Origin of the sequence: Porphyrobacter sp. SLTP, from assembly GCF_009905735.1 — a bacterium.
GTDB lineage: Bacteria > Pseudomonadota > Alphaproteobacteria > Sphingomonadales > Sphingomonadaceae > Erythrobacter.
Genome location: NZ_JAAALE010000026.1, coordinates 1 through 19,262, shown reverse-complemented (window position 1 = coordinate 19,262; position 19,262 = coordinate 1). Strand labels below are relative to the sequence as shown.

General features: G+C 65.5%; 20 protein-coding genes. 9 read left to right on the top strand and 11 right to left on the bottom strand.

Annotated elements, in window-relative coordinates:
• Window positions 1-26 precede the first annotated feature (26 nt).
• The gene (gene dnaJ, locus GVM20_RS15500) at window positions 27-1,169 is read right to left on the bottom strand and encodes a molecular chaperone DnaJ (RefSeq protein WP_166548094.1); all 1,143 of its coding nucleotides are present in this window, start codon (window positions 1,167-1,169) and stop codon (window positions 27-29) included.
• Window positions 1,170-1,259: 90 nt separating this feature from the next.
• Window positions 1,260-3,182, bottom strand: coding sequence for a molecular chaperone DnaK (gene dnaK / locus GVM20_RS15495; RefSeq protein WP_166548093.1), 1,923 nt, complete (start codon window positions 3,180-3,182; stop codon window positions 1,260-1,262).
• 169 nt (window positions 3,183-3,351) lie between these two features.
• Here dnaK and GVM20_RS15490 point away from each other — a divergent pair, with 169 nt between their 5' ends.
• Complete coding sequence (locus tag GVM20_RS15490) at window positions 3,352-3,837, top strand: copper chaperone PCu(A)C (protein ID WP_166548092.1); 486 nt, start codon at window positions 3,352-3,354, stop codon at window positions 3,835-3,837.
• Window positions 3,838-3,869: 32 nt separating this feature from the next.
• A complete protein-coding gene (locus tag GVM20_RS15485; protein WP_166548091.1) occupies window positions 3,870-4,364 on the top strand; it encodes a vgr related protein in 495 nt (164 codons plus the stop codon).
• A gap of 9 nt (window positions 4,365-4,373) precedes the next feature.
• Here GVM20_RS15485 and GVM20_RS15480 read toward each other — a convergent pair whose 3' ends face one another.
• The 3 genes from GVM20_RS15480 to hrcA form a co-directional block, all read right to left on the bottom strand.
• The gene (locus tag GVM20_RS15480) at window positions 4,374-4,634 is read right to left on the bottom strand and encodes a glycine zipper domain-containing protein (protein WP_199799653.1); all 261 of its coding nucleotides are present in this window, start codon (window positions 4,632-4,634) and stop codon (window positions 4,374-4,376) included.
• Between the two features lie 111 nt (window positions 4,635-4,745).
• The gene (locus GVM20_RS15475; RefSeq protein ID WP_166548090.1) at window positions 4,746-5,315 is read right to left on the bottom strand and encodes a nucleotide exchange factor GrpE; all 570 of its coding nucleotides are present in this window, start codon (window positions 5,313-5,315) and stop codon (window positions 4,746-4,748) included.
• Between the two features lie 17 nt (window positions 5,316-5,332).
• A complete protein-coding gene (gene hrcA, locus GVM20_RS15470) occupies window positions 5,333-6,376 on the bottom strand; it encodes a heat-inducible transcriptional repressor HrcA (RefSeq protein ID WP_166548089.1) in 1,044 nt (347 codons plus the stop codon).
• A 79-nt stretch (window positions 6,377-6,455) separates the two neighbouring features.
• Here hrcA and rph point away from each other — a divergent pair, with 79 nt between their 5' ends.
• Both rph and rdgB read left to right on the top strand, forming a co-directional pair.
• Entirely contained in the window at window positions 6,456-7,169 is a 714-nt protein-coding gene (gene rph / locus GVM20_RS15465) for a ribonuclease PH (RefSeq protein ID WP_101794512.1), read from the top strand.
• Window positions 7,166-7,792 (top strand): RdgB/HAM1 family non-canonical purine NTP pyrophosphatase, encoded by a 627-nt coding sequence (gene rdgB / locus GVM20_RS15460; protein ID WP_166548088.1) that lies wholly within the window; start codon window positions 7,166-7,168, stop codon window positions 7,790-7,792. Before rph ends, rdgB begins: the two co-directional genes overlap by 4 nt.
• Before the next feature lie 4 nt (window positions 7,793-7,796).
• Here the strand turns inward: rdgB and GVM20_RS15455 are convergent, their stop codons facing one another.
• Window positions 7,797-8,300 carry a CAP domain-containing protein gene (locus GVM20_RS15455; protein ID WP_234032060.1) on the bottom strand — a complete coding sequence of 168 codons (504 nt, stop codon included), beginning with the start codon at window positions 8,298-8,300 and terminating at the stop codon, window positions 7,797-7,799.
• A gap of 105 nt (window positions 8,301-8,405) precedes the next feature.
• Between GVM20_RS15455 and hemW the strand changes: the two genes are divergently transcribed.
• Both hemW and GVM20_RS15445 read left to right on the top strand, forming a co-directional pair.
• Window positions 8,406-9,557, top strand: coding sequence for a radical SAM family heme chaperone HemW (gene hemW / locus GVM20_RS15450; RefSeq protein WP_166548086.1), 1,152 nt, complete (start codon window positions 8,406-8,408; stop codon window positions 9,555-9,557).
• Window positions 9,554-10,453: a tyrosine recombinase XerC gene (locus tag GVM20_RS15445; RefSeq protein WP_166548085.1), complete on the top strand. Its 900-nt coding sequence runs from the start codon at window positions 9,554-9,556 to the stop codon at window positions 10,451-10,453. The genes hemW and GVM20_RS15445 overlap by 4 nt, the downstream gene beginning before the upstream one ends.
• On the opposite strand, the gene GVM20_RS15440 is transcribed toward GVM20_RS15445, so the two are convergent.
• From GVM20_RS15440 to rsmI, 4 genes are read right to left on the bottom strand one after another with little or no spacing between them, the layout of a single operon-like run.
• Window positions 10,450-11,067, bottom strand: a complete 618-nt coding sequence (locus GVM20_RS15440) for a DedA family protein (protein ID WP_166548084.1) — start codon at window positions 11,065-11,067, stop codon at window positions 10,450-10,452. The two genes, GVM20_RS15445 and GVM20_RS15440, sit on opposite strands and share 4 nt — an antisense overlap.
• Window positions 11,068-11,098: 31 nt before the next feature.
• Window positions 11,099-12,067, bottom strand: a complete 969-nt coding sequence (gshB, locus tag GVM20_RS15435; protein WP_166548083.1) for a glutathione synthase — start codon at window positions 12,065-12,067, stop codon at window positions 11,099-11,101.
• 17 nt (window positions 12,068-12,084) lie between these two features.
• On the bottom strand, window positions 12,085-12,462 hold the full coding sequence (locus GVM20_RS15430; RefSeq protein WP_166548082.1) for a YraN family protein: 378 nt from the start codon (window positions 12,460-12,462) through the stop codon (window positions 12,085-12,087).
• A complete protein-coding gene (gene rsmI, locus GVM20_RS15425; RefSeq protein ID WP_234032059.1) occupies window positions 12,459-13,328 on the bottom strand; it encodes a 16S rRNA (cytidine(1402)-2'-O)-methyltransferase in 870 nt (289 codons plus the stop codon). Before rsmI ends, GVM20_RS15430 begins: the two co-directional genes overlap by 4 nt.
• 26 nt (window positions 13,329-13,354) lie before the next feature.
• On the opposite strand from rsmI, the gene GVM20_RS15420 reads away from it, so the two are divergent.
• Together GVM20_RS15420 and parE are read left to right on the top strand one after the other, a co-directional pair.
• On the top strand, window positions 13,355-14,560 hold the full coding sequence (locus tag GVM20_RS15420) for a penicillin-binding protein activator (RefSeq protein ID WP_234032058.1): 1,206 nt from the start codon (window positions 13,355-13,357) through the stop codon (window positions 14,558-14,560).
• Window positions 14,561-14,616: 56 nt separating this feature from the next.
• The gene (gene parE / locus GVM20_RS15415) at window positions 14,617-16,617 is read left to right on the top strand and encodes a DNA topoisomerase IV subunit B (RefSeq protein WP_166548081.1); all 2,001 of its coding nucleotides are present in this window, start codon (window positions 14,617-14,619) and stop codon (window positions 16,615-16,617) included.
• A 1-nt stretch (window position 16,618) separates the two neighbouring features.
• Here parE and GVM20_RS15410 read toward each other — a convergent pair whose 3' ends face one another.
• Complete coding sequence (locus GVM20_RS15410; RefSeq protein ID WP_166548080.1) at window positions 16,619-17,812, bottom strand: glycosyltransferase family 87 protein; 1,194 nt, start codon at window positions 17,810-17,812, stop codon at window positions 16,619-16,621.
• A 110-nt stretch (window positions 17,813-17,922) separates the two neighbouring features.
• On the opposite strand from GVM20_RS15410, the gene GVM20_RS15405 reads away from it, so the two are divergent.
• Window positions 17,923-19,236 carry a serine hydrolase gene (locus GVM20_RS15405; protein ID WP_166548079.1) on the top strand — a complete coding sequence of 438 codons (1,314 nt, stop codon included), beginning with the start codon at window positions 17,923-17,925 and terminating at the stop codon, window positions 19,234-19,236.
• The last annotated feature ends 26 nt before the right edge of the window (window positions 19,237-19,262 follow it).

The window sequence follows — 19,262 nt, the reverse complement described above, 5'->3', positions numbered from 1 at the left end:
TTTCAGGCCCGCGCGGCTATAGCGCCTCAGCCCCCGAACACGTCTTTCAGCTTGTCGAAGAAGCCGCGGCTCTCGGGGCATTCGTCCCCGGTCTCGGTCGCCTTGAATTCCTCGAGGATTTCCTTCTGGCGGCGGCTGAGCTTGGTCGGCGTTTCGACGGCGATTTCCACCACCAGATCGCCGCGCCCGCGCCCTTGCAGCACCGGCATCCCGGCGCCGCGAATGCGCAACTGCTTGCCCGACTGGATACCGGCGGGGATTTCGAGCCGGTTGGTCGAGCCATCGAGATCGGGAATCTCCACGCAGCCGCCCAGCGCCGCCGTGGTGAAGCTCACCGGAACGCGGGTGGCGAGCGTGGTGCCGTCGCGTTCGAACACCCGGTGCGGTTTGACGTGGAGGAAGATGTACAGATCGCCTGCGGGGGAGCCGCGCTGACCGGCTTCACCCTTCCCGCCAAGGCGGATGCGGGTGCCGGTGTCGACGCCTGCGGGGATATCGATCTTGAGGGTCTGGGGCTTGTCCACCCGTCCCTCGCCGCCGCAGACCCGGCACGGGTTCTCGATTACCTTGCCGCGCCCGCTACAGGTGGGGCACGGACGCTCGATCACGAAAAGGCCCTGCTTGGCGCGCACGCTGCCCATGCCATTGCACAGGTTGCACTGGCGTTCGCTCGTGCCAGGGGTCGCGCCGCTGCCATCGCAGGTGTCACAGGCCTGACTGACTTCGATCTCGATCTCGGTCGATTTGCCGTGGAAGGCCTCTTCGAGCGTGACCTGCATGTCATAGCGCAGGTCCGCGCCGCGCCGCTTCTGCTGGCGCTGCGCACCGCCGCCGCCAAAGGCGCTGCCGAAGATGGTTTCGAAGATGTCGCCGATATCGGCGAAGTCGCCGCCGCCCCGGCCGCCGAAGCCACCACCGCCGCCTCCGTTCATGCCTTGCGTGAAGGCTTCGTGGCCATAGCGGTCATAGGCCGCGCGCTTTTGCGGGTCCTTGAGGCAATCATAGGCCTCGCTGATCGCCTTGAATTTGGCTTCCGCACTGGCATCGCCCGGATTGCGGTCCGGGTGATACTTCATGGCGAGCTTGCGATAGGCGCTCTTGAGCGCTGCGCCATCAGCGGTGCGGGCACATTCGAGCGTGGCGTAGTAATCTGTCTGAGCGGTGGACATGTCTTTGACCTATTCCCCGTGACCAGCCGCAGCCGATGCGCCGGAACCAGGAACCGGCTGCATCTGCTGCGCACTGGGTTGCATCGGGGCTTAGCCCTTCTTGTCTTCGTCGACCTCGGAGAACTCGGCGTCGACGACGTCTTCGTCGGCGGCCGTTTCGCCAGCTGTCTCGGCAGCGGCATCCGGCCCTGCGGCCTGCTGCTGTTCGTAGATCTGCTGACCCATCTTCATGGCAACTTGCGTCAAGGCCTGCGCCTTGGCGTTGATGTCATCGGCATCGCCGCCTTCGAGCGCGGTCTTGACCGCCGCGATGGCTTCCTCGACCTCGGTCTTGGTCGCAGCGTCGATCTTCGCGCCGTGCTCTTCGAGCTGCTTTTCGGTGGCGTGTACCAGACTGTCAGCCTGGTTGCGCGCTTCCGCGGCAGCCCGGCGCTTCTTGTCCTCTTCAGCGAACTTTTCGGCATCCTTGACCATCTGGTCGATGTCCGAATCCGACAAGCCACCCGAAGCCTGGATCTTGATCGTCTGCTCCTTGCCGGTGCCCTTGTCCTTTGCCGCCACGGACACAATGCCGTTGGCGTCGATATCGAAGGTCACTTCGATCTGCGGCACGCCGCGCGGTGCAGGCGGAATGCCGATCAGGTCGAAATTGCCAAGCAGCTTGTTGTCCGCCGCCATCTCGCGTTCGCCCTGATAGACCTTGATCGTCACCGCGTTCTGATTGTCTTCGGCGGTCGAGTAGGTCTGGGTCTTCTTGGTCGGGATGGTGGTGTTGCGGTCGATCATGCGGGTGAACACGCCGCCCAGCGTCTCGATACCGAGCGACAGCGGGGTCACGTCGAGCAGCAGCACGTCCTTGACGTCGCCCTGCAACACGCCCGCCTGAATGGCCGCACCCATGGCGACGACTTCATCCGGGTTCACGCCGGTGTGCGGCTTCGCCCCGAAGAACTGCTCCACCACTTCGCGCACGCGGGGCATACGGGTCATACCGCCGACGAGGATCACTTCGTCGATCTGGTCCTTAGACACACCCGCATCCGCCATCGCCTTCTTGCACGGATCAAGCGTACGCTGGATCAGCCCGTCGACCATCTTTTCGAGGTCGGCGCGGGTGATCGTCTCCACCAGGTGCAGCGGAGTGGTGGTGCCACCTTCCATGCGCGCGGTGATGAAGGGCAGGTTGATTTCGGTGGTGGCCGCACTCGACAGTTCGATCTTGGCCTTTTCCGCCGCTTCCTTCAGACGCTGAAGCGCGAGCTTGTCGGTCTTCAGATCCATGCCTTCCTTCTTCTTGAAGGCATCTGCGAGGAATTCCACGATCGCATTGTCGAAGTCTTCACCGCCAAGGAAGGTGTCCCCGTTGGTCGACTTCACTTCGAACACGCCGTCCCCGATTTCGAGGATCGACACGTCGAAGGTGCCGCCGCCAAGGTCATAGACGGCGATGGTCTTGCCATCTTCCTTGTCCATCCCATAGGCGAGCGCAGCCGCGGTCGGCTCGTTGATGATGCGCAGCACTTCAAGCCCGGCGATCATGCCGGCATCCTTGGTCGCCTGACGCTGGGCGTCGTTGAAATAGGCGGGCACGGTGATGACAGCCTGCGTCACGGTTTCGCCGAGATAGCTTTCGGCGGTTTCCTTCATCTTCTGGAGAATGAAGGCCGAGACCTGCGACGGGCTGTATTCTTCCTCACCGGCCTTGACCCAGGCATCACCGTTCTTGCCCTTGACGATGGAATAGGGAACCAGGCCCATGTCCTTCTTGGTCAGCGGGTCTTCAAAGCGGCGGCCGATCAGGCGCTTGATCGCGAAGAGGGTGTTGTCGGGGTTCGTGACCGCCTGACGCTTGGCCGGCTGCCCGATCAGGCGCTGGCCATCCTTGGTGAAAGCGACGATCGACGGCGTCGTGCGCGCGCCTTCGGAATTTTCGATAACCTTGGGCTTGCCGCCATCCATGACAGCAACGCAGGAATTGGTAGTGCCGAGGTCGATACCGATAACTTTAGCCATTTTTACCCCATCCATAGGACAATTGTTGGACACCGCGCCGGTAGGCTTCCCCGATATGGGCAAAGCGCTTTGGCGGCTCGTTTGTGAGGGCGATATAGGTGTGGTTTTGCTTGGCACAAGAGACCGGGGCCCCTAGTTTTGCGGCCATTCCACAAGGGAGACATTCACGGTGAACACGATCCGACGCGCCGCACTGGCAATTGCCCTTGGGTTAAGCCTCACCGGTCTTGCCGCCTGCTCAGGCGCGGCTGACGCGCCTGCGGATGAGGCCGAGGGCGCCACCAGCCTCACGGTGACCAATGCGCGGGTGGTGCTCGCCCCAGTCGCGGGCAATCCGGCAGCGGTTTATTTCGACCTTTCCTACAGTGGCACAGCGCCCGTAACTCTCACCAGCGTTGCGGTTGAGGGCGCGGGGATGACGATGATCCATGATTATGCCGAAAGCGCAGGCAAGATGCAGATGACGATGACCGATGCGGTCCCGCTTTCCGCAGATGCGCCGGTGACATTTGCGCCGGGCGGCCTGCATGTGATGGCGATGGAGCCGTCCGATGCGTTGACTGCTGGCGGCACTGCCAAACTGACGCTCCAGCTTTCAGACGGCAGCGGCATCAGTGTAGACGCACCGGTACGCGCGGCCGGGGAACAACGCTGACCGTGCAGCCGCCGGTGGACGGGAGGGCGGAGGTGGCAAACACGGCTCCCGCCTGCCCGGCCGGTGGTGAGCGGCTTTTGACGGCAGGCGAGGTTGCGCTGGCCCGCAGCGTGTTTGGCGATGCGATCGACTACCGCGACGTCAAGGTGAAGCGCCGCAAGTTCTTCCCCCTGCATCCCAGAGGCGTGACGATGGCGCCCATGGGGCACCTCCACTTCCACCCTGGCGCGGCGCATTATTGCGACGATTTCGCTGGCGCTTCGGTGGAGCGGCAGGCCCACTTCATCCACGAAATGGTGCATGTGTGGCAGGCGCAGAGGCTCGGCCGCTGGTATCTGGTGCTGCGCCGCCACCCATGGTGCCGGTATGACTACGCCCTGCGGCCGGGCTGGACGCTGGAGCGCTACGGGATCGAGCAGCAGGCCGAGATCGTGCGCCACGCCTTTCTCCTACGCGAAGGTGTAGAAGTCGCAGGCGCTCCGCCGCTCTCGGCCTATCAATCGATCCTTCGCTTCATTCCCGCTTAGCGGGGGACATCAGCACCGCACCCGACGTTCCCGACCACGATCATCGACGCGGTAGCAGCGGCCGTTCTTCTTGATCAGTGCCCCGCCCGCGCCGCCAACCGCAGCACCGACCGCGGCCCCGGTCGCGACATCGCCGCCGGTGACGGCCGAGCCCGCAGCACCCGCTAAGGCGCCTCCCAAGGCCCCTTCGCCAGCATAATTGCCAGCACAGGCCCCAAGGCTAAGCGCACAGGCAGCGGCGAGAGCGGTGGTCTTCATACGCGTAATCATGACTGTCTCCTGATGTTCAGACCCATTGCCTAAACGCAGGAAACGCCGTGATTATTCCCCCGTCCGTCGCAGAAAAGCCATGGCCGGGGGTGAGCCGTGCTTGGGTTGCGATCAGTCAGGCGCCTTCGCCACCGCCACCATCGCAGCGCGCAGCAGGCGGTCCTTGATCATCCACCCGGCCTGCATTTCCGAGACGACCGTGCCGGGCTCATGATCCGCAGTTGGCACTTCGAGCATCGCCTGATGCTGGTTCGGGTCGAGCGGCAGGCCGACCGCCGCGATGCGGGTGATGCCGTGGCTGGCAAAGACCTTTTCCAGCTCGCGCTGGGTCGCTTCAATGCCGATCACGAGGCCCTTCATGCTGTCATCGGCGCGCAGGCTTTCGGGGATCGCCTGCACCGCGCGGGCGAGGTTATCAGCGACCGACAGAATATCGCGCGCAAAGCCAGTCGCGGCATAGGCGCGGGCTTCGTCCTTCTCGCGCTCCAACCGGCGGCGCACGTTCTGCGTTTCGGCCTGCGCGTAGAGCACTTCCTGCTTGGCACCTTCGAGATCGCGGCGCAGCGATTCGAGCATTTCGGTCACCACGTCATCAGCGTCCCCGCCTTCGCGCAGATGTTCGGGTACGCCCTTCAATTCGTCTTCAACCGCCTGATCCAGCGGCTTTTCATTCTCGGTCATTTCTTATGGCTTTCCATTCAAGCGATGAGCTTGCCCAGCGAACGGGCGGTCAAATCCACCATGGGGACTACCCGCGCGTAATTCAACCGCGTGGGGCCAATCACACCCAGCACGCCGACCACCCGGCCCTCGCGATCGCGATAGGGTGAGGCGATGACGGACGAGCCCGAGAGCGCGAACAACCGGTTCTCCGAGCCGATGAAAATCCGGGTCGCATCGGCCTCGCGCGCGCTGTCGAGCAGTTCGGCGACCGATTGCTTGTTTTCGAGGTCTTCCAGCAAGCTGCGGACGCGCTCAATATCACCCAAGGCGCTTTCATCGAGCAGGTTGGCTGCGCCGCGCACGATCAGGACGGGGCGTGCGGCAGCGTCCTCGCTCCAGACGGCCAGCCCGCGCTCGACCAGATCGCGGGAGGCATCATCGAGCTGCGACTTGCCCGCGTTGATTTCGGCCCGCATCGCCTGCGCCGCTTCGGCGAGCGTCCGGCCCGCAAGCCGCGCGGTCACGTAATTGCTCGCCCGGTCCAGCGCCCCCGGATTGAGCGCGCCGCCGATGGTAAGGACGCGGTTTTCGACGCCGCCATCCTCACCCACCAGCACCGCGAGCGCGCGGCCCTGCCCCAGATCGACGAGGCTGAATTGCGCCAGTTTCTGCTCGCGCGGCGCCACCAGCACCATTCCCGCCGCACCCGACAGGTCGGACAGGATCGCACTCGCCTGCTTGATTGCAGCCTCGACCGGCCCGGCTTCCGCGAGACGCGCTTCGATCGCCGCCTGCTCCTGCGCCGTAGGTTCAGCGACGCGCATCATCCCGTCGACGAAAATCCTGAGGCCCGCGTCAGTCGGCATCCGCCCTGCGCTGGTATGCGGCGCGGCGAGAAGGCCTGCAGTCTCCAGATCGGCCAGCACGCTGCGGATCGAAGCGGGCGAGAGGTTCAGGGTGCCATCCGCCGCCAGCGTCTTGGACCCGACCGGCTGCCCGCTATCAATATACCCCTCCACCACCCGACGAAAAATTTCGCGGGCGCGGTGGGTCAGTTCGGTGACGGGGAGCGAGGTCATGCGCGCAATGTTTAGTCTTTGCGCTTGCGGCGGCAAGTGCACGCCGCTTAATGGCCCGCGAAACAGCAAAGGAACACCCATGCGCCCTTCAGGACGCGCGCCCGATGAAATGCGCGCCATCACGATCGAAACCGGCTTCACCCGCCACGCGGAAGGCTCGGTGCTGATCGGCTTCGGCGACACCAAGGTGCTCTGCACCGCCAGCGTCGAACGCGGCGTGCCGCCGTGGCTGCGCGGCAAGGGTGAAGGCTGGGTGACGGGCGAGTACTCGATGCTCCCGCGCGCCACGCACACTCGCGGCGCACGCGAAGCGGCCAAGGGCAAGCAGTCGGGCCGCACGCAGGAAATCCAGCGGTTGATCGGGCGCAGTTTGCGCGCAGTGGTCGACCTGCAAAAGCTCGGCGAACGGCAGATCACGCTCGATTGCGACGTGATCCAGGCTGATGGCGGCACGCGCACCGCTGCGATCTCGGGCGCGTGGATTGCACTGCGGCTCGCCATCAACGGGCTGATGGCATCGGGCGATATCAAGCATGATCCGATCTCGGCGCAGGTCGCGGGTATTTCCTGCGGCATCTTCAAGGGCACCCCGGTGCTCGACTTGGACTATGACGAGGATTCGAACGCCGAGGCGGATGGCAATTTCGTGCTGCTGTCGGGCGGCAAGATCGCTGAAGTCCAGGCGACCGCCGAAGGTGCGACCTATGACGAGGAGGCGCTCCTGCGCCTGCTGCGACTCGCCCGCATCGGCTGCGACCGCATCTTTGCCGCGCAGTTGGACGCGGTAAAATGACGCGCCGCCTCGGCTCCGGGTCTCTGGTGATTGCCACGCATAATGCGGGCAAGCTGAAGGAGATTTCGGCGCTGCTCGATCCCTATGGGGTCAAATGCCTGTCCGCCGGGTCGCTCGGTCTGCCCGAGCCGGACGAGACCGGCACCACCTTCGCCCAGAACGCGCTGCTCAAGGCGCGCGCTGCGGCGGAGGCTTCGGGGCTTGCAGCGCTGGCGGACGATAGCGGGCTCAGTGTCGCTGCGCTCGATGGTCGCCCCGGCGTCTACACCGCCGACTGGGCCGCACGACAATGGTTCGAAGGCACTCCGGGCCGCGATTGGTACATGGCGATGGGCAAGGTCGAAGGGATGCTCGCGGAAAAGGGCGCCGACGTGGACCGCTCGGCCGCGTTCCACTGCGTGCTCGCTCTGGCATGGCCGGATGGCGAATATGCGATTTACGAAGGCCGCTGCGATGGCGCTCTGACATGGCCGCCGCGCGGGCTGCTTGGCTTTGGCTATGACCCGGTGTTCGTGCCGGTCGGCCGAACACAGACCTTCGCAGAAATCGCGCCGGAGGAAAAGCACGCGATCAGCCACCGCGCGGACGCCTTTGCCAAACTCGTCGCCGAACAATTCGGCTGATGCGTCAGCGCCGCGAGGGCCGGCCTGAAGTTTCCACCCGCGCACCCCAGACATTCCCCGCAGGCCAATAGCGGCACACCAGCACTTCGTCCGTGCGCGTGCGAGCAATGGCACAACCCACCTCGCGGGTCTGCGGCCAGATCACCTGCGTGTAATGCCCGACATCGCTCCACTGGCCGGTGCGCGAGACGTTGGGGAACTCACCCTCACGGAAATGGCGTTTCTCTTCGACGAAGAAGCCGACCATTTCCCAGGGCGACCACCGATCGCGCGGACCGCGCCACAGGTTCTCGCCCTGCCCTTTGCGTCTTTCGGGTGGGGCGTGATCGTAGCGATCACTGGCGGCAAGGTGTTCGGCCCAATCCTGCGCGTCACGTTCGAGTTGCTCGCTCCACACCAAGGGCGTAGCGCCAGCATCGACGCGGGCCAGATTGTGCGCGGTGAGAAAATCGCGCTCGGCGGGCGAAGGATAGTGAAAGGCTTGCGGCTGCACGGGCGCGGCTGTCATAACCAGCGCAAGGCCAAAGGCACGGGCAATGATGGACACGAGACAGGAACTCCGCATGATTTCGATCTATCCGCCAGTGATTAAGCGGGGCTGAAAATTCCAACCGTGGCCCGCGCGCTTTATATTCACTGGCCGTTCTGCGCCAAGAAATGCCCCTATTGCGATTTCAACTCGCATGTCCGCGAAAGTGTGGATGTGGCAGCGTGGCAGTCCGCCTTGCTGGCCGACATGCGTGCCGAGGCCGAGCTGGCTGGCGGAGAGCCGCTGACGTCGATCTTCTTCGGCGGCGGAACGCCTTCGCTGATGCCGCCTGCGCTGGTCGCCGCGCTGCTGGCGGAGGCCGAGCGCCTGTGGGGCTTTGCTGACGGCATTGAGATCACGCTGGAGGCCAATCCCTCTTCGGTCGAGACCGCCAACTTCGCCGCGCTGGCCGCAGCCGGGATCAACCGCGTGTCGCTGGGCGTACAGTCGCTGGATGATGCCGAGCTCAAGTTTCTGGGGCGGCTGCATGGGGCCACGGAGGCGCTGGAGGCCCTCGAAACAGCACAGGCCCATTTCGAGCGCGTGAGCTTCGATCTCATCTACGCCCTGCCCGGCCATACGCCCGAGTTGTGGCACGACCGCCTGACCCGCGCGCTGGGTTTCGGCACAGGACACCTGTCGCTCTACCAGCTCACAATCGAGCCGGGCACCCGGTTTGCCAGCGATGTCCGGCGCGGGCGGTTGGTGCCGCTTGACGACGATGAAGCAGCCGAACTGTTCGACATCACGCAGACGCTGACCGATGCGGCGGGGCTTGCCGCCTACGAGACCAGCAACCACGCTCGCTCAGGTGAGCAGAGCCGCCATAACCTCGCATATTGGCGTTATCAGGATTACGCCGGGATCGGTCCCGGCGCGCATGGGCGGCGCGGGGGTGTGGCGACGGTACGGCACAAGAAGCCCGAGAACTTCCTCTCCGCTGTCGCGCGGCAGGGCAATGGCATCGCCGAAGCGCGCGCCTTGGCAGTGTCGGAACAGGCTGCCGAGGCGCTGCTGATGGGGTTGCGCTTGACCGAGGGGATTGACCTTGCGGCGCTATCGACCCGCTTCGGCTTGCCTCGGGCGGGTTTGATTGATGAGGCCGCGCTTGCTCGGCTACAAACACTCGGGCTGGTATGGTTGGACGGGTCGCGCATGGGAGTGACGCCGCCCGGCCGTGGTCTGCTGGATGCGCTGCTTGCCGAGCTGGTCGCCGATACGCTGGTCGCAGCATGAACAGGGGCGCGCTGATCGAAGAATGGCGCGCGCACCTTGCCGATAACCGCCGCCGCTCACCCCACACGGTGCGCGCCTATGTCGCCGCTGCCGAGCGGTTGGTGGTCGCAGGCGGGCTGGAGGACTGGGCCGCGGTCGCCCGGACCGAGGCGCATGACTTGCGTGCCCACCTCGCCGCACGCCGGGCCGAGGGGTTGGGCAATGCCAGCACGGCGCGCGAACTGTCCGCGCTCAAAGCCTTCATCGCTTTTGCCCGTCAGCAAAGCGGCGATCCCGAGCCCGCCGCACCCCGTCTGCGTGGGCCACGGATCAAAAAGGGCCTCCCCCGCCCCGTCACCCCGGACGAAGCGGTCAATCTCACCGAACTGGTCGACACGCTCGCCGCCGACGATTGGATCGGCGCGCGCGACCGGGCGGTGCTGCTGCTGATGTATGGATCAGGACTGCGGATTGCCGAGGCGCTGTCGCTGACCGGGCGCGATGCGATGCTGGGCGATGTGCTGCACATCACCGGCAAGGGCGGCAAGCAGCGGGTGGTGCCGATCCTGCCGATCACCCGCGCGGCGGTCGCGGACTATGTCCGGCTGTGCAAATGGCCGCTCACCCCGGCAGAACCGTTGTTTCGCGGCGCCAAGGGCGGGCCGCTCTCGCCTGCGATGGTGCAGCGGGTGATGGCGCAGGCGCGCCGCGCGCTCGGCCTGCCTGAGACCGCGACACCGCACGCGCTGCGCCATTCCTTCGCCACGCACCTGCTCAGCGCCGGGGCTGACCTCAGAAGTTTGCAGGCATTGCTCGGCCACGCATCGCTCGGGTCAACGCAGATCTATACCCGCGTCGATGCGGCCAGCCTGCTTGAAAATTATCGCAATGCTCACCCGCGGGCGGATCGCAGTTAGTCCTGATTTTCGTGGGCCTTGACCGGCTTCCACGTCACCACGCGGTAGACATAGAACAGCACCCCGGCGAGCACCATGGCGACCACGCCGTAACCCGCCAGCTTCTCGAACCGTTCGATCAACGGCGCTGCCGCGCGCCCGCCGAAGATCAAGACAGCATTCCAGATGCCCGACCCCAGAAAGGTGAACAGGCAGAAGCGCCACAGTTTCATATGCGCCAGACCCGCCGGCAGCGAGACGATGGTGCGCAGGATCGGCGAGAAGCGCAGAACGAAGACGATCCCATCGCCATATTTGCGGAAGATGTTGCGCGCCTTGGTGAATTCGTCCCACTCGAAGGTCAGCCAGCGGCCCCAGCGGTCGATGATGCGCTTCAACTGCTCCTCGCTCCAGCGCACCCCGATCCAGTACCAGAACAGGTTGCCGACCACCGTGCCGAATGTGGCGACGATCCACACGGTCCAGAAGGTCATCTCACCCTTGGCGACCAGCACCCCGGCGCCGCCCATGATCACCTCGGACGGGATCGGCGGAAAGATGTTCTCGGCCGCCATCAGCAGGAAGATGCCGAGGTAGCCGCCCTTGTTGAGCAGTTCGAGAAGGAAAGCGGTCATCGGGTCTCGATCTCTCGTCTAGCAGGGGCAATCAGGCAGCAGCGGCACGCTCGGCAAGCCGGCGTTCGATGGCGTCCCAGATCATGCCCGCCGTATCAGTGTTGTTGAACCGGTCAATCGCGACAATGCCCGTGGGCGAGGTGACATTGATCTCAGTCAGCCATTGCCCGCCGATCACGTCGATGCCAACAAAGGTGAGGCCCAAGCGTTTCAGATCCGGGCCGAGCGCCGCGCAGATTTCCTGTTCGCGCTCGGTCAGTTCCGTTTGCTGCGCCGATCCGCCCATGGCGAGGTTGGAACGGAACTCGCCCTCGCCCGGCACGCGGTTGATCGCGCCCGCTACCTCGCCATCAATCAGCACGATCCGCTTGTCGCCCTGCGCGACCTCGGGGAGGAAGGGCTGCACCATGTGCGGTTCGGGCCAGGTCTGGTTGAACACCTCGAACAGCGCGGTGAGGTTCTCGCCATTCTCGCCAATGCGGAATATCGCCTTGCCGCCATTGCCGTGGATCGGCTTCACTACGATCGCGCCGTGCTTGGCCATGAAGCGGCGCACCTCGTCCACGCTGCGGGTTACCAGCGTCGGCGGCATGAAGCGGCGGTAGTTGAGCACCATCACCTTCTCGGGCGAGTTGCGGACATTGGCGGGATCGTTGACCACCAGCGTCTCTGCGCCGATCCGCTCCAGCATATGGGTGGCGGTGATGTAGCCCATATGGAACGGCGGGTCCTGCCGCATCAGCACCACATCGACATCTTTGCCAAGGTCGAGCCGCACCTGATCGCCGCGCGTGAAATGGTCGCCCACCACCCGCTGCACCGTCACCGGGAAGGCATGGGCGAACAGGCGGTCATCCTCGTCCAGTGTCAGGCTTTCCACGTGATATTCGAAGAGCGAATACCCCCGCGCCTGGGCGGCGAGCATCAGCGCAAAGGAACTGTCGCCCGCGATATTGATCTGGTCGATGGGGTCCATCTGGACGGCTATGCGCAATGTCATGAATTCACTCCGAGGGATCAGCCGAACGGCATCCAGGCATTTTCGATGTGGGTGGGCTTGCGGCCGGGCGCAAGCAGGATGACGTCGATGCGGATGTCCTCGCCATTGGTCGCGTAGTCCTGCCACACGCATTCGACCGCCGCGGCGACGCGCTTGAGACGGCGTTCGTCGATGGCGTCGGCAAGGGCGACACTGCGCGCGCGCCATTTGACTTCGACGAAGGCGACAAGGCCGCTGCGGCGGGCGATCAGGTCGATCTCACCCGCCTTGGTCTTGACCCGCTCAGCGACCACGCGCCATCCGGCCTGCGCGAGATACATCGCTGCCTCGGCTTCGCCTTCGCGGCCACGCTGATCAGCGTCGCGGCGGCTTTCGGGACTGCGGCTCTCGCTCATTCGCCCTTCAATTCCAGCGCGCGGGCATAAAGCGTCGCCCGGTCGATGCCGGTGGCCTTGGCGACGATCCCGGCGGCCTTGCCCGGCCCGGCGTCCACGAGCGCCGTCTTGAGCATGGCATCGGCATCAAGCACCGGCGCTTCGGCATCAGTCGGCGGGCCGATCAGCAGCACGATCTCACCTTTGGGCGGGTGCGCGGCGTAATGCGCGGCGAGGCTCGCGGCGGTGCCGCTGCGGCATTCCTCGTGCAGCTTGGTAAGTTCGCGCGCCACCGCCACCTCACGGTCAGGCCACAGCTCGGCAATGGCGCACAAGGTTCGTTCGAGCCGGGGGGCGGTTTCGTAGAAGACCAGCGTCGCGGCGACATCGGCCAGCCCTGCCAAGACCTCGCTGCGGGCCTTGTCCTTGACCGGCAGGAAGCCGGCAAACAGGAAGCGGTCGCTCGGCAGTCCGGCAATCGACAGAGCCGAAACCGCCGCGCATGCGCCGGGGATGCTCACGACATTGACGCCCGCCGCGCGCGCCTCGCGCACGAGGCGATAGCCCGGATCGGAAATCAGCGGGGTGCCCGCATCGCTCACCAGCGCAACCGGCATACGCCTCGCTTCGTCGATGATCCACGTGCGGGTTTCGGGCGAGGCGTGATCGTCGAGCCGCTGCAGCCGCCCCTTGATCCCGAAATGTTTCAACAGCTTGCCTGTCACCCGCGTATCCTCGCAGGCAATCATCGCGGCCCCTTGCAACACACCAAGCGCGCGCAGGGTGATGTCGCCAAGATTGCCAATGGGGGTGGCAACGATATACAGCCCGGGCTCGGGCATGTTTGCGGGAATGGATGGCAGCTCCACGGTCATCGATCTGTCCATGGAGCACGACTGAGGGGTCGGCAAGAATGAAGCTTTGGAACACACCGGATTGGGCCGGTTGGTTGATGGATGCGGCGCGGCGCCTGCGCGGGCGCAATGTCGCTCTGGCAGGAGCGGCGATGCTTGCGGCGGGCTGTCAGGTGATCCCCAAGACCGACGTGGCCACGGCCCCGCCGCCTGCCCCCGCGCCCGAGCCTTCGGCGACCGCGCTCCCCACCGATACCGGCCGCCACCGCATCGCGCTGCTGGTGCCGATGAGCGGCGACACCGCCCCGGTCGGGCAGGCGATCGCCAATGCCACCACGATGGCGCTGCTCGATACCACCGCCGATAACCTGCGCATCACCACCTATGACACCTCCGAAGGCGTGGCGACCGCGGCGCGCAAAGCCATCGCGGACGGGAACAAGCTGATCCTCGGCCCGCTGACCGCCGACGCCGTTCCCGCCGTTCAAGCCGCCGCACGCCCCGCCGGTGTGCCGGTGATCGCCTTTGCCAATGACGCTGCGGTTGCCGGGCCGGATGTCTTCGTGATCGGCCACATGCCGGAACAATCGATCCGCCGCACGGTCGCCTTCGCCCGCGCGCGCGGCGCGGCGCGCTTTGCCGTGCTCGTGCCCGAGGGCGATTATGGCGCGCGCGCCTTCTCGGCCTTGGAGAATGCGCTGCGCGATTATGGCGGAACGCTGGTGCGCAGGGAAGGCTATGCGCGCGGCAATACCTCGATCGTCAGCGCGGCAGCGAGACTGCGGGCGGCGGGCGGTTATGACACCGTGCTTGTCGCCGACAGCGCCCGGCTCGGGATCGATGCGGCGGGCGAATTGCAGCGTGGTGTGCGCACCCGGGCGCGCATCCTCGGTACGGAACTGTGGAGCGGTGATGCCGCTCTCGCCCGTGCCCCGGCGCTGGAAGGCGCGCTGTTCGCTGCCGTCTCGGACCAGCGCTACAAGCGTTTTGCTGACAGCTACGCCGCCCGCTTCGGCACGCAGCCTTACCGAGCGGCGACCCTGGGCTATGACGCGGTGCTGCTGACCTTGCGCGTGGCGCGCGACTGGAAGGTCGGCACGCCCTTCCCCAAGGCCGAGCTCTACGACAAGGGCGGTTTTCTGGGGGTCGACGGTGCCTTCCGCTTTGCCCGCAACGGCGTGATCGAACGCGCGCTCGAAGTGCGCGAGGTCAAGGGCGGCGAAGTCACTCCGGTGGACCCTGCCCCCACCGGCTTCGGCAAGTGAGTAAAACCACGGGGGGTGGCTTGTGAGGCTGCGCGCAGAGGGCCTATAACCCGCGCATGGCCGATACCACCCCCGACGATCTCTTTGCCAATACCCCAACCTCCAGCGGCGATTACAACGCCTCCGCGATCGAGGTGCTCGAAGGGCTGGAGCCGGTCCGCCGCCGCCCCGGCATGTATATCGGCGGCACGGATGACCGCGCCTTCCATCACCTCGCCGCCGAAGTGCTCGACAATTCGATGGACGAGGCTGTCGCCGGCCACGCGACCCGGATCGAAGTGCGTCTGGACGAAGGCAACCGCCTGACCATCGCCGATAACGGGCGCGGGATGCCGGTTGATGAGCACCCCAAGTTTCCCGGCAAGTCGACCTTGGAGGTGATCCTTTCGACGCTCCATTCGGGCGGCAAGTTTTCGGGCAAGGCCTATGCCACCAGCGGCGGCTTGCACGGTGTCGGCATCAGCGTGGTCAACGCGCTGTCGGCGCACACCCGGGTCGAGGTCGCGCGGGACAAGCAGCTTTACGCGCAGGAATTCTCGCGCGGGGTCACGCAGGGCCCGTTGCAGACGCTCGGCGCGACGCCAAACCGGCGCGGCACTACGGTCAGCTTCGTCCCGGACGAGGAGATCTTCGGCGACCGCAAGTTCAATCCCAAGCGGTTGTTCAAGCTGGCCCGGTCGAAGGCCTATCTGTTCGCGGGCGTCGAAATCCGCTGGAAATGCGCAGCCGCATTGGCGAGCGAGGATGTCCCAGCCGAGGCCGTGTTCAAGTTCCCCGGCGGGCTTGCGGATCATCTCGCTGAACAGGTCGGCACGCGGGAATGTGTGACTGCCCAGCCCTTCACCGGCTTGCAGGAATTCCCGATGGTGGACGGGCTCGGGCAAGGCCGCGCCGAATGGGCGATTGCCTGGCCGCTCTATTCCGACGGCGCGACGAGCTGGTATTGCAACACCGTGCCAACGCCGGATGGCGGCACGCACGAGCAGGGCCTGCGCACTGCGTTGACTCGCGGCCTTCGGGCTTTCGGCGAGTTGGTGGGCCAGAAGAAGGCCAAGGATATCACCGCCGACGATGTGATGACCGGCGCCGAAGTGATGCTCTCGGTCTTCATCCGCGATCCGCAGTTCCAGTCGCAGACCAAGGACCGCCTCACCTCGCCCGAGGCCGCAAGGCTGGTCGAGAACGCGGTGCGCGACCACTTCGACCACTTCCTCACCGACAATATGGAGCGCGGGAAAGCGCTGCTCGGCGAGGTGATGGAGCGGATGGATGAGCGCCTGAAGCGCAAGCAGGAGCGCGAGATCAAGCGCAAGACGGCCACCAACGCCAAGAAGTTGCGCCTGCCCGGCAAGCTCACCGATTGTTCGGGCGAAGGCGGGCGCGAGACCGAATTGTTCATCGTCGAAGGCGACTCTGCGGGCGGCAGCGCCAAGCAGGCGCGTGACCGCAAGAGCCAGGCAATCCTGCCGATCCGCGGCAAGATCCTCAACGTCGCCAGCGCCACCGCCGACAAGATCCGCGCCAATTCCGAAATCGCCGATCTTGCGCTGGCATTGGGCTGCGGCACCCGCAAGGACTGCAACGCCGACAATCTGCGTTACGACCGCGTGATCATCATGACCGATGCGGACGTGGACGGTGCGCATATCGCCACGCTGCTGATGACGTTCTTCTTCCAGGAAATGCCCGATATCGTGAAGCGCGGGCACCTGTTCCTCGCCCAGCCCCCGCTTTATCGTCTGACCGCAGGCAAGGAGAGCCGCTACGCCCGTGACGAGGCTGCCCGTGCGGAGCTCGAAGCCACGGTGTTCAAGGGCAAGAAGGTCGAAGTCGCCCGCTTCAAGGGCCTTGGCGAAATGAACCCGCAGCAGTTGCGCGAAACCACCATGGCGCCCGAAACGCGCGGGCTGATCCGCATCACCTTGCCGCAGGAGTTCGAGGACCGGGCGGGTGTGGCGCGTCTGGTGGACGAGCTGATGGGCCGCAACCCCGAACATCGCTTCAACTTCATCCAGAACCGCGCGGGCGAGATTGACCGCGATCTGATCGACGCGTGATTTAGGCGAAGACGGCCTCGGCCCGCACCCTGCGCCACACCAGCACGAACAACGCGATCAGCAGCGGCGGCATGATCGGCACGCCAACCGTGATCGCCAAGGGACGGGCCAAGGCGACGGCGGCGAAGGTGGCGGCGATCGTGATCCGCTCCCAATCAGCAAATCCCTCGGCCCGCCCGCGCGCGAACAGGTAGGCGAGCGGGAATGCGGTCAGCACCATGTCGTAATCCAGCACGAAAGGCGTGGCGAGCGGTGCGCCTGCCAGCACAAGCGCGCCCATGCCGAGCGTGAAGCCGCGCCGCCAGCACGCCGCTGCCACCATCGCTGCCGCAGCCAGCGCGACGCCGACCTGTAGCGCCATTGAAAGGCCGCTTGGGACGCCGATCAGGCGGAGGCCCGCAAACAGGCTCACCATCTTGGCAAAGCCGATGGTCCCGCTGTCGGTGGCGCTACTGGCGGTCTGCGTGATCGCCAGCCAATCCGCCCACACTTGCGGCCCAAAAGCGAGCGCCGAGATAGCCGCCAGACCCAACGTCGCCCCGCCCGCGCCCGCAATCGTGCGCCACTGCCCACTCGCCAGCAGCGCCACCGGCACCAACAGGCCGAGTTGCGGCTTGATCGTTGCCAACCCGATCAGCACGCCCGCCAGCCAAGGCCGCTTGCGCACCAGCAACAATCCGCCGCCGAGCAGCGCCGCCACCAGAAACGCGGTCTGCCCGTGGGTCAGCGTCACGATCACCGGCGGGAAGGCCGCGATCAGCACCAACGCCGGGCCCTTGAGCCCGAGCGCCGCGAACCACGCCCGCACCGCTGCGAGAAAAGCCGCGCCTGTCAGCGTCAACCACACCGCCAGCGCCGGGAAATAGGGCAGGAACCCGAGCGGCCAGACAAAGGGCAGAAAGCTCGGCGGGTAAAAGAACGCGGTATATTCGCCCGGCAGCGTGTAGAATTCGCGCTGCGCGGCAACATGGGCGAGCGTGTCATAGACATTCGCACCCGCCACCAGCATCCGCCCCGATGTCCAGAAGCTGATGAAATCCGTGCCGATCAGAAAGCCGTTGCGGTCGATCCCGTTATTGGCGGTCAGCAAGAGGAACGCCAGCGTCGCCGCTTGGACCAGCGCCAGCAGCACCAGATAGCCGCGCGCCCGATCCGCGCCGAGCCATTCTGCCTTGCGAAGAACATCCCATCCCATGCCGTATCCCTGCCGCGCGCTCGCAGGCATGTCCATTGTCGGGGAGCGCTGGCATGTGGGGAAATTCCGTGGCAGCTTTGGCGGGCAGCCACAGGTGGGAGAGAACCGAGATGCGCCATGTCCTTGCAATGCTGGCTTCAGGAGCGCTGGCCCTGACCGCAGCGCCCCTCGCGGCGCAGGTCGAGCCGCCCGCCGCGGCCGCGGCCGCCGCCGAGCAGACGCCGCTTGAAATGCGCGCCGATCAGGTCGTGGCCCTGCTCAACGGGAAGGCCGATCCCGCCGAAATCTTCACCGCAGGCTTTCGTGCGGCCGTTGCCGATGCCCAGATCGTGACCCTGAGCGCGAGCCTTGTGGCGCAGTTTGGTCCGGCGACCGAGGTCGCGCTGCTGGCCCCGAGAGACGGCACGCGGGCCGCTCTCGAAATCCGCTTCGAGCGCGGGCTGGCGAAGGGGGGCATTGCGATCGACCCGGCGGATAGCAACCGCGTGAACGAGCTACGTTTCACAAGCGTGGATTCGCTCGCCATCGCGGATGACAGCCCTGCGAAGATCGCCGCCGATCTCGCCGCGCTGCCGGGCAGCGTCAACGCATGGTTCGGCCCGCTTGGGGACGGCACTCCGCTCATCAGCATGGGGGCGGACCGACCGCTCGCACTGGGATCAACCTTCAAGCTCTATGTCCTCGCCGCGCTGGCTGAGGATGTGAAGGCAGGCCGTCGCAAGTGGAGCGACGTCGTGGCCCTCACCGAAAAGAGCTACCCCAGCGGACAGTTGCAGGACTGGCCCGAGGGTGCGCCGGTGACGCTCCACACCCTCGCCAGTCTGATGATCGCGATCAGCGACAACACCGCCACCGACCAGCTGATCAAGGTGCTGGGCAAGGAGCGTATCCTCAGGCTGATGACAGACAGCGGCCACGCCGATCCGGACGCGAATGATCCCTTCCTGACGACCAGACAGCTGTTCATCCTCAAGGCCAGCGATGCGCAGACCCTTGCTGATTGGCGTAGCGGTGACCCTGCGAAACAGGCAATGATCGCGCTTGTGCAAGCGGCGGAGGAAGAGCCATCTCTCGACGCGGTCAACGCCGCCTTTGCCAATGGGCCCAAGGCGCTCGACATCGAATGGTTCGCCTCGCCCGCCGATCTCGCCAAGCTGCTCGCCTACATGCGCCGCACTGCCGATCCCAAGGTGTTCGAGATCATGGCGATCAGCCCCTCGGCCACGGCGGCGATCAAGGCAAATTGGCGCTATATCGGTTTCAAGGGCGGCAGCGAGCCTGGCGTGATGAACCTCACGTGGTTGCTCACCGACAAAGCCGGGCGCGACTGGGTGCTGACGCTGGGCTGGAACAATGCCGCAGCGGTCGTGGACGAAGGCAAGCTGGAAGGGATCGCGCAGCGCATTCTGCTGCTGCCTCGCTGATTTGCCAGCCCCCACCCCCTTGCACC

Bases quoted from the DNA above. Each gene is read 5' to 3' on its own strand.
- GVM20_RS15405 (WP_166548079.1), top strand. From the start codon at position 17,923: ATGCGCCATGTCCTTGCAATGCTGGCTTCAGGAGCGCTGGCCCTGACC.
- rph (WP_101794512.1), top strand. From the start codon at position 6,456: ATGCGCCCTTCAGGACGCGCGCCCGATGAAATGCGCGCCATCACGATC.
- parE (WP_166548081.1), top strand. From the start codon at position 14,617: ATGGCCGATACCACCCCCGACGATCTCTTTGCCAATACCCCAACCTCC.
- hrcA (WP_166548089.1), bottom strand. From the start codon at position 6,376: ATGACCTCGCTCCCCGTCACCGAACTGACCCACCGCGCCCGCGAAATT.
- GVM20_RS15445 (WP_166548085.1), top strand. From the start codon at position 9,554: ATGAACAGGGGCGCGCTGATCGAAGAATGGCGCGCGCACCTTGCCGAT.
- rdgB (WP_166548088.1), top strand. From the start codon at position 7,166: ATGACGCGCCGCCTCGGCTCCGGGTCTCTGGTGATTGCCACGCATAAT.
- GVM20_RS15440 (WP_166548084.1), bottom strand. From the start codon at position 11,067: ATGACCGCTTTCCTTCTCGAACTGCTCAACAAGGGCGGCTACCTCGGC.
- GVM20_RS15475 (WP_166548090.1), bottom strand. From the start codon at position 5,315: ATGACCGAGAATGAAAAGCCGCTGGATCAGGCGGTTGAAGACGAATTG.
- GVM20_RS15480 (WP_199799653.1), bottom strand. From the start codon at position 4,634: ATGATTACGCGTATGAAGACCACCGCTCTCGCCGCTGCCTGTGCGCTT.
- dnaK (WP_166548093.1), bottom strand. From the start codon at position 3,182: ATGGCTAAAGTTATCGGTATCGACCTCGGCACTACCAATTCCTGCGTT.
- rsmI (WP_234032059.1), bottom strand. From the start codon at position 13,328: ATGGACAGATCGATGACCGTGGAGCTGCCATCCATTCCCGCAAACATG.
- dnaJ (WP_166548094.1), bottom strand. From the start codon at position 1,169: ATGTCCACCGCTCAGACAGATTACTACGCCACGCTCGAATGTGCCCGC.
- GVM20_RS15420 (WP_234032058.1), top strand. From the start codon at position 13,355: ATGAAGCTTTGGAACACACCGGATTGGGCCGGTTGGTTGATGGATGCG.
- GVM20_RS15410 (WP_166548080.1), bottom strand. From the start codon at position 17,812: ATGGGATGGGATGTTCTTCGCAAGGCAGAATGGCTCGGCGCGGATCGG.
- GVM20_RS15430 (WP_166548082.1), bottom strand. From the start codon at position 12,462: ATGAGCGAGAGCCGCAGTCCCGAAAGCCGCCGCGACGCTGATCAGCGT.
- gshB (WP_166548083.1), bottom strand. From the start codon at position 12,067: ATGACATTGCGCATAGCCGTCCAGATGGACCCCATCGACCAGATCAAT.
- GVM20_RS15455 (WP_234032060.1), bottom strand. From the start codon at position 8,300: ATGACAGCCGCGCCCGTGCAGCCGCAAGCCTTTCACTATCCTTCGCCC.